We start from the raw sequence: 6,954 nt of genomic DNA, 5'->3' as shown, positions 1-6,954 counted from the left end.
CCTTATATAAGCCCGTTTTATGCGGCCTGACCAGCAAATAGGCTGAAAATCAGACACACTTTTTGTCACTTAACCCGAAAAAAGTGCCGCGACCTCGCCTGAGAAGCGAGTAGTCGCGGCACTTTTTGCTTTTACTTCACATCCCGTTTGGCATTGACCCAATGAGCAACGCCAACAGCCACAACAATCCAGGCCACCAGCACCACGATGTTGAACCACATCGGCTGCGTCATGCCGGCCTCAAACCCGATGCGTGGATTCTCCGGATTTGCCATCAGACCGCCCAATTGCGTCGACAACTGCTGAATGCGTGCACCCGGCGTGACCAGCCACAGTGGCCGGAAAATCGCATACGCCAGCGCCGCGAACTCCAGCATGCTTTCCACCACCAGAATCCACACCAGCGGAATAGCGACAGCGGCCACGCGCGAGCGCGTCAGCACTCCCAGCGACATCGCGATTAGTCCAAACACTACAAAGCCAAGCACTCCGGCGAGCATGTCCGTGGCAGCGTCGCCGCCCTTGAACTCCACGCGCGGGGAAACCGTCACCGATAACCAAGCAAGCGCCACACCAATGACCCAACAGACAGCAATCAGCACAAGGGTCAGCGTCATCCGTGCCGAAAGCCACAGGCTCCTTCGGTCCTGCGTCAAGAACGCATGCGCATTCATCTGATCGTTGTACTCACCCGCCAGGGTGGAGCCACCAAAGGCAATCACGATCATGTTGAAGATCACGGTCCCCAACAGCAGCAATTCCCAATCAGCAGTCGCACCAGCATCCGCCGCCATGCTGAAAGCCGCCATCGGCCCAGCTATCGAACCGACCAACAGCACCACATAGACCCACGTACCGCGCAGGCTGGCTAGCTTCGTCCATTCCGACCGCAAAGCGTTTCCAAAACTCATCTCAGTCACTCCCCTACTGCCCAATCGCCTGCGCGCGGTACTCCTGCGATTCCTGGGTCGCAGCCAGGAACTTCTCCTCCAGGTTGTCGCGCTTCGTGTTCAACCGTGTCACCAACAGCCCCTCACGCAGGGCAGCGGCCGCAATGTCGCGGCGGAGTTGCTGCTCGCTGATGCCGTCGTAAAGCGGAATGCGCAATTGCTTATCGACGTCAACCCCACGCGCCACCGGCCCCAACGCCTGCAGCAGCCGAGCCGGATCATCGACCTCAACTTCGACGACCGTGCCGTCGGCGAGGAATTCGTCCATGGTGTACTCGCCGATCATGCGGCCGCGACCGATGACGACAATGCGGTCGGCGGTGAGCTGCATCTCGGAAAGGAGGTGCGACGACACGAGAACAGCGCAGCCCTGTGCGGCCAGCGCCTTGATGGTGTGGCGCATCCACGAGACGCCTTCGGGATCGAGGCCGTTGACCGGCTCATCCAAGATCAGATGCTGCGGCTTGCCGAGCAGAGCCGCCGCCACTCCCAGACGCTGCTTCATACCCAGCGAGTAGCCGCCGACCTTGTCCGTCGCAGCCTCGGTCATACCGACCTGCTCAAGGCACTCTTCCACGCGGGTGTCGGGGATGCCAGCGCCGCGGGCGAGGGCCCGCAGATGAGAGCGGCCCGAACGAGCCTTGTTGTGCCAACCGGCATCCAGAATTGCGCCGGCGACGCTGGGCTTATTCTTCAGCGTGGAAAAGGGCTGGTTGCTGTAGGTGTTGCCCTGCGAATCCGTTCCGGTGAACAAGGCCTGGCCCGTGGTCGGGGCATCGAGGCCCAGCATGCAGCGCATGGTGGTGGACTTGCCGGAGCCATTTGGGCCGAGAAAACCTGTCACTACACCGTCGGGAACGGTGAAGGACAGGTCATCGACGGCTAATTTCGAGCCATACTTCTTGCTGAGTCGTTCAACCGTGATCATGTCCTCCATGATGCCGGTTGAGACTGCCTCGCGCAGTAGAGCTAGGTCTAGTTTTGGGCTTCCCCCGGGCCCGCCCAGCCGTCACTTCACGCCACTGGACTGATTCGGGTGTTCCCTGCCACTTCACGCCACTGGTGTCACCTCATGCCACCTCCACAGATGGCACGAGGTGACATGGCTGTCGTGAAGTGCGAAAAGGCAGAAGCCTAGCCCCAGCCCAGCCACAGCCCAACCGACCCAAGCACTCCCCAGCCCAGCCGGCCCCTAATTCCCCACCGCACGACCACCGTTGGCGTAGTAGCGGCCCATGAACTCATCGCGATACTCGAAGAACCGGTCCTCCAGGATAGCAGCCCGAATGTTCTCCACCAGCTGCACCATGAAAAACAGGTTGTGAATCGTGCACAGCGTGCCAGCCAGGTACTCCTTGGCCTTCAACAGATGATGCAGGTAGGCCCGGGAATAATTCAGCGAAGTGTAGGAGGGCACCTCCGCATCCACGGGGCGGAAGTCGTTCTTGAAGCGGGCATTCGTCAAGGTCATCCGGCCATCGAGCGTGTACACACCACCACGGCGGGCAAGCCTGGTCGGAGCCACGCAGTCAAAGGTGTCGGCACCGGCCTCGACAGCGGCGAAAATATCGTCCGGCTCGGAAATCCCCAGCAGGTGGCGGGCGCGGTCGTCGGGAAGCTCGTCGTTGACCCAACCGCAGATCAGGCCCAGATTCTGCTTCTCAATCGCCCCACCAATGCCATAGCCGTGGAAGCCGAGCTGGCCGGCGTCCTCGAACTCGCGGGAGAGCTCCACCAGCCCGCGCGCGGCCTTGCGGCGCAGGTCTTCGTACTGCGCACCCTGCACGACACCGAATAACTGCTGGATGGGCAACTGGCCGTCGTCAAGCGAATGGACGTGCGCGTCAACCTGACCGCGCGAAACTGTCAGCTCGTTGTGAGCCTGAAGGCAACGACGCGCCCAGCGGTGCGTGCGCTCGACGGATGCCTCCTGGTAGCCGCGGGTGTTCATGAGCGTGGTGAGCTCGTCGAACGCCATCATGATGTCGGCGCCCAGCGCGTGCTGAATACGCATGGACACCTCCGGCGTGAAGCGGTGCTCGGAGCCGTCGATGTGCGAGCGGAAAGTCACGCCGTCCTCGTCGACGAACGCGTTGCGCTCTTTGCCCTCGGCGACGATGTCGTCTTTCTGCATGCCGGTGACGTCCATCGCGAGGGTCTTTTTAAAGCCTGCGCCGAGGCTGAGCACCTGGAATCCGCCGGAGTCGGTGTATGTCGGGCCGTTCCAGTTGGAGAACTTTGCCAACCCGCCGGCCTGGTCGACGATTTCCTCGCCGGGCTGCAGGTACAGGTGGTACGCGTTCGACAGCATCGCCTGCGCGCCGGTGGATCGCACCTGCTCGGGCGTGAGCGTCTTCACGGTCGCTTTCGTGCCGACCGGAATGAACGCCGGCGTAGCAATATCGCCATGCGGGGTGTGGATGGTGCCAGCACGTCCGCGCGCGCCTTCGATTTGCTTTACGACGTCAAAGCCCGTCGTCCTCGACTGCGACATGAAGCTCCTTGGTTGTGGTCCAGTGCTAATGCCTTGAGGTTACCTGGGTGCTATTCGCGAGTTACTCAGCGCTGTCATTTTCCTCGGGTTGGGCAGCGTTTTCCGGGTCCCACACGGCGCGGCTACGACGTGGCGCTTCCTCTTCGAGTCCTTCGCGCTTCATCAGTTCCGCAACCGTAATCTTCTTCCGCTTACGAGCCGGGCTGTAGTACGGGCGGACCTCGACGTCCTTGGCATTTTCCGGGTTCGGCTGGGCGTCGGTTGGTTCAGCTGGCGCGGGCTGCATGAGCTGTTCGGTCGGCTCTGCCTGCTCCGGCTGCTCTGTCTGCTCCGACTGTGTCGGCTGCTCCGGCTCAGCAAGCGCCGTCGGGGCGGACGGTTCGGCCGACTCAGCCTGGTCAGAGCGCTCCGGCTGTTCGGCCTGCTTGGCCTGGTCAGCGGGCTCAAGCTCTTCCAGCTTTGCCTTCTTCCGCTTCGGAATCCAGCGGTTACGCTTCTTGGTCGCAACCGCCACAGCGGTACCACCTGCTGCGCCCGCCGCGCCCGCCGCGCCCGCCGCAGCGGCTGCACCAGCACCGACTTCACCAGCAGCACTGTCTGCTTCGTCCTCGTCAGCGTCAACGTCGCCAAAGCCACGCCCAGCACCTTCGTTTTCGGGCAACAGGGACTCACCGCGAGCCATACGCTCGCGGCGGCCCTTCTCCACCAGTTCCTCGGAAACCTCTTCCAGGGCAGAGCCTTCGACATCCACAGAAGGCAACACCTTGTCCAGCCACTTCGGCATGTACCAAGTAGCGCGGCCAAGCAGGAACATAGATGCCGGGATGAACGTCATGCGAATAACGAAGGCGTCGAAAAGCACTGCGGCACCCAGCGCGAAACCGAAGACCTTAATGATCGCCAGGGGCTGCCCGGCGAACGCTGCGAAGACGGAGATCATAATAATCGCAGCGGCAGTGACCACACGAGCGCCGAGCGTAAAGCCCTCAACGACCGATTCTTCGACCGCGTTGTACTTCGACTCTGGTGAGGATTCACCCTTGTTGTGGGTGTAATGCTCGCGCATGCGGGAAACCAGGAAGACCTGATAGTCCATGGCCAAACCGAACGTCACACCGATGAGGAAGATTGGCAGAAAGCTGACCAACGGACCGGGAGTGCTAATCACACCCCAGAGGCCGTCCTGGAAAAATGCCACTGTGACACCGAATGCGGCTGCGACAGAGAGCAAGAAGCCCACACCCGCAGTCAACGGCACCATCAGGGAACGGAAAATCATCAGCAGCAGGATCACTGCCAGACCCACGACAACGCCCAAGTAGAGCGGCATTGCGCCCTGGAGGCGGTCGGTGATGTCAATTTCAATAGGAACCAGGCCAGTGACACCGGTGAATAGGCCGGTGGTCTGCTCAATCTGCTTCTGCTGATCGCGCACCGCGTTCATCAGCTGCTTGGTCGCAGGATCGAGTGGACCCGACTTCGGGGTCATAATCATCTTGACCGCAGTGCCGTCATGATTCATGCCAATCATCTGGATGTGCTCGACACCGACGTTGGATTTGAACTGGTCGACAGCGTAACTATAGGAAGCCTTGCGGGCGGCCTCGATGTCAGAGAGTTCCGGGTTGGTCTGTCTCAGGGACTCGATAAGTGGTTTGAGCACCGGCGCATCGGGCTTCACATCGTCCGACTTGGCAATAATGATGAGCTGAGAATTACGTCCCGCGCCGAAGCCCTCTTCAATCATGGTGATGGCCTTGCGGTTCGTGCTGTCCTTAGCCGCAGTAGAGTCGGACGGCAGCGCCAGCTTCAAGTGCATGGCCGGGTAGGCCAATGCCAACAATAGGACGATACAGCCGACCAAGAACAACCCTGGGGCCTTGTGCACAAAGGTCACCCAACGTCGCCCCATCGTCATCTCACCGAAGAAGGAAGAGCGACGTTCCTTGCGCGGATTACGCGAGGGGTTGCCAGCAACACCGGGCACGCGACCAGCGAAGACCTTGTCCCCCAGCAGAGACATTACTGCCGGCAGCAGGGTCAGAGAGACCAGCACTGTGAAGGCCACCGTAATTGCCGCCGAAATACCCATCAGGGACATGAACGGCACCTTGGCGACCGTCAGCGCTGCCAAGGCGACAATCACGGTGAGGCCAGCGAAAACCACAGCGGAGCCAGCCGTACCGGTAGCCATGCCGATGGCGTCTTCGTTGGTCATCCCTCGGGCTCTTTCTGCCCTGTAGCGAGAGAGGATGAACAGTGCGTAGTCAATACCGACAGCCAGGCCGAACATGACGGCAAGCACCGGGGTAATCGAGTTGACGTCGGTGAATGCGGTCATCAATGTCACGCCGAAGACACCGATGATAATGCCCACTACCGCCGTCACAATTGGCAGGAACGAAGCGACCAGAGATCCGAAGGTGACAACCAGCACGATAAATGCCACGGTCACACCGATAATCTCCGAGGTCGGAGCTACCTCAATCGCGGGCTGCATGCCCGGGCCAGAGGCCTCGACCTTGATACCGGCGTCACGACCGGCCTGCATTGCGTCGAGAAGCGCCTGCATATTCTCCGGCTCGATATCCTGCGGCATCTTGGCATCGAAAACGAAGGTGGAAATACCGTAGCGACCGTCATCGGACACGGTACGCATGGCATTGGCGTCGGCCTCGGCAACATCCTTGGGCAGGCCGGCGGCCATGCCCTGTTCCTTGACCATCGCCTGCATCTTCGGATTGAGGTCTACCGGGTTGTGAAGTTGCAAATCATCGGAGATTTGGCCGACATTGTCGCGGATGCCGTTAATGACCTGGTCAACAGCTTCTTTATTCTGTGGGTCATCGAGCCTCTGCCCCTCCGGGGCCTCGAAGGCGACATAAATACGCTGCTCTCGAATTGGGTTCGGAACATCGGGGAACTTTTCCTCGATCACGTGCGAAGCCGTTGCCGACGGCATGCCGGGGATCGAGAACTGGTCGATGAACCCCTTCTGGAATGCGGCAACTGCACCGCCCAGCCCCGCCAAAATCAGGAACCACGCGATGATCACAGTCCATTTATGCAGGTAGGAGAACCTGCCGAGTTTGAACAAGGCCTTTGCCATGTCAAGTTTCCCTTACGTCTAATATTCGCCTGGACCGCCCCCAACTGCCGCTTCCCCGAATTCGCGCTAACCACGCACTCCCTCGGACTCCACCTGCAGTTTGAAGCCTCTTCGCTACTCCGATGCTAGCGACCACCCCGGATTGGCCAACATCAACTCTGGCGCTGACATGGTCATTGGGGGCGGGCACGACATAAAAACCGGAAATACTTTTGCTAAGAGTAGCGGACTTCCCGGATAAACGTGAACAATGGGGTGTGTGTTACTGATGTTATTTTTGTGATTTAGGCACTCCAGGTCGGGTGCCTCACCATTCACCGCTTTAGGGTTAAGTAAAGAAAAGTGTGTCCGCATGCCACCATAACCCCAGACCACACACCACAAATCACCAAAGAATAGCT

The 6,954-nt window shown here is 60.0% G+C and carries 4 protein-coding genes; all 4 read right to left on the bottom strand.

Annotated elements, in window-relative coordinates:
- Positions 1 to 131: 131 nt before the first annotated feature.
- The 4 genes from QP982_RS10540 to QP982_RS10525 all read right to left on the bottom strand — a co-directional run bounded on the left by QP982_RS10540 (position 132) and on the right by QP982_RS10525 (position 6,553).
- Positions 132 to 911 (bottom strand): ABc transport system integral membrane protein, encoded by a 780-nt coding sequence (locus tag QP982_RS10540; RefSeq protein WP_049190211.1) that lies wholly within the window; start codon positions 909 to 911, stop codon positions 132 to 134.
- Positions 912 to 924: 13 nt separating this feature from the next.
- Entirely contained in the window at positions 925 to 1,887 is a 963-nt protein-coding gene (locus QP982_RS10535) for an ABC transporter ATP-binding protein (RefSeq protein ID WP_284870535.1), read from the bottom strand.
- 255 nt (positions 1,888 to 2,142) lie between these two features.
- Positions 2,143 to 3,444, bottom strand: coding sequence for a tRNA guanosine(34) transglycosylase Tgt (gene tgt, locus QP982_RS10530; RefSeq protein ID WP_070862829.1), 1,302 nt, complete (start codon positions 3,442 to 3,444; stop codon positions 2,143 to 2,145).
- 61 nt (positions 3,445 to 3,505) lie between these two features.
- A complete protein-coding gene (locus QP982_RS10525; protein WP_284870533.1) occupies positions 3,506 to 6,553 on the bottom strand; it encodes an MMPL family transporter in 3,048 nt (1,015 codons plus the stop codon).
- Between the last annotated feature and the right edge of the window lie 401 nt (positions 6,554 to 6,954).

Origin of the sequence: Corynebacterium sp. MSK019 (genome assembly GCF_030232425.1) — a bacterium.
GTDB lineage: Bacteria > Actinomycetota > Actinomycetes > Mycobacteriales > Mycobacteriaceae > Corynebacterium > Corynebacterium jeikeium_D.
This window is presented reverse-complemented; position numbering and strand designations above follow the sequence as displayed.

Bases quoted from the DNA above. Each gene is read 5' to 3' on its own strand.
- tgt (WP_070862829.1), bottom strand. From the start codon at position 3,444: ATGTCGCAGTCGAGGACGACGGGCTTTGACGTCGTAAAGCAAATCGAA.
- QP982_RS10525 (WP_284870533.1), bottom strand. From the start codon at position 6,553: ATGGCAAAGGCCTTGTTCAAACTCGGCAGGTTCTCCTACCTGCATAAA.
- QP982_RS10535 (WP_284870535.1), bottom strand. From the start codon at position 1,887: ATGGAGGACATGATCACGGTTGAACGACTCAGCAAGAAGTATGGCTCG.
- QP982_RS10540 (WP_049190211.1), bottom strand. From the start codon at position 911: ATGAGTTTTGGAAACGCTTTGCGGTCGGAATGGACGAAGCTAGCCAGC.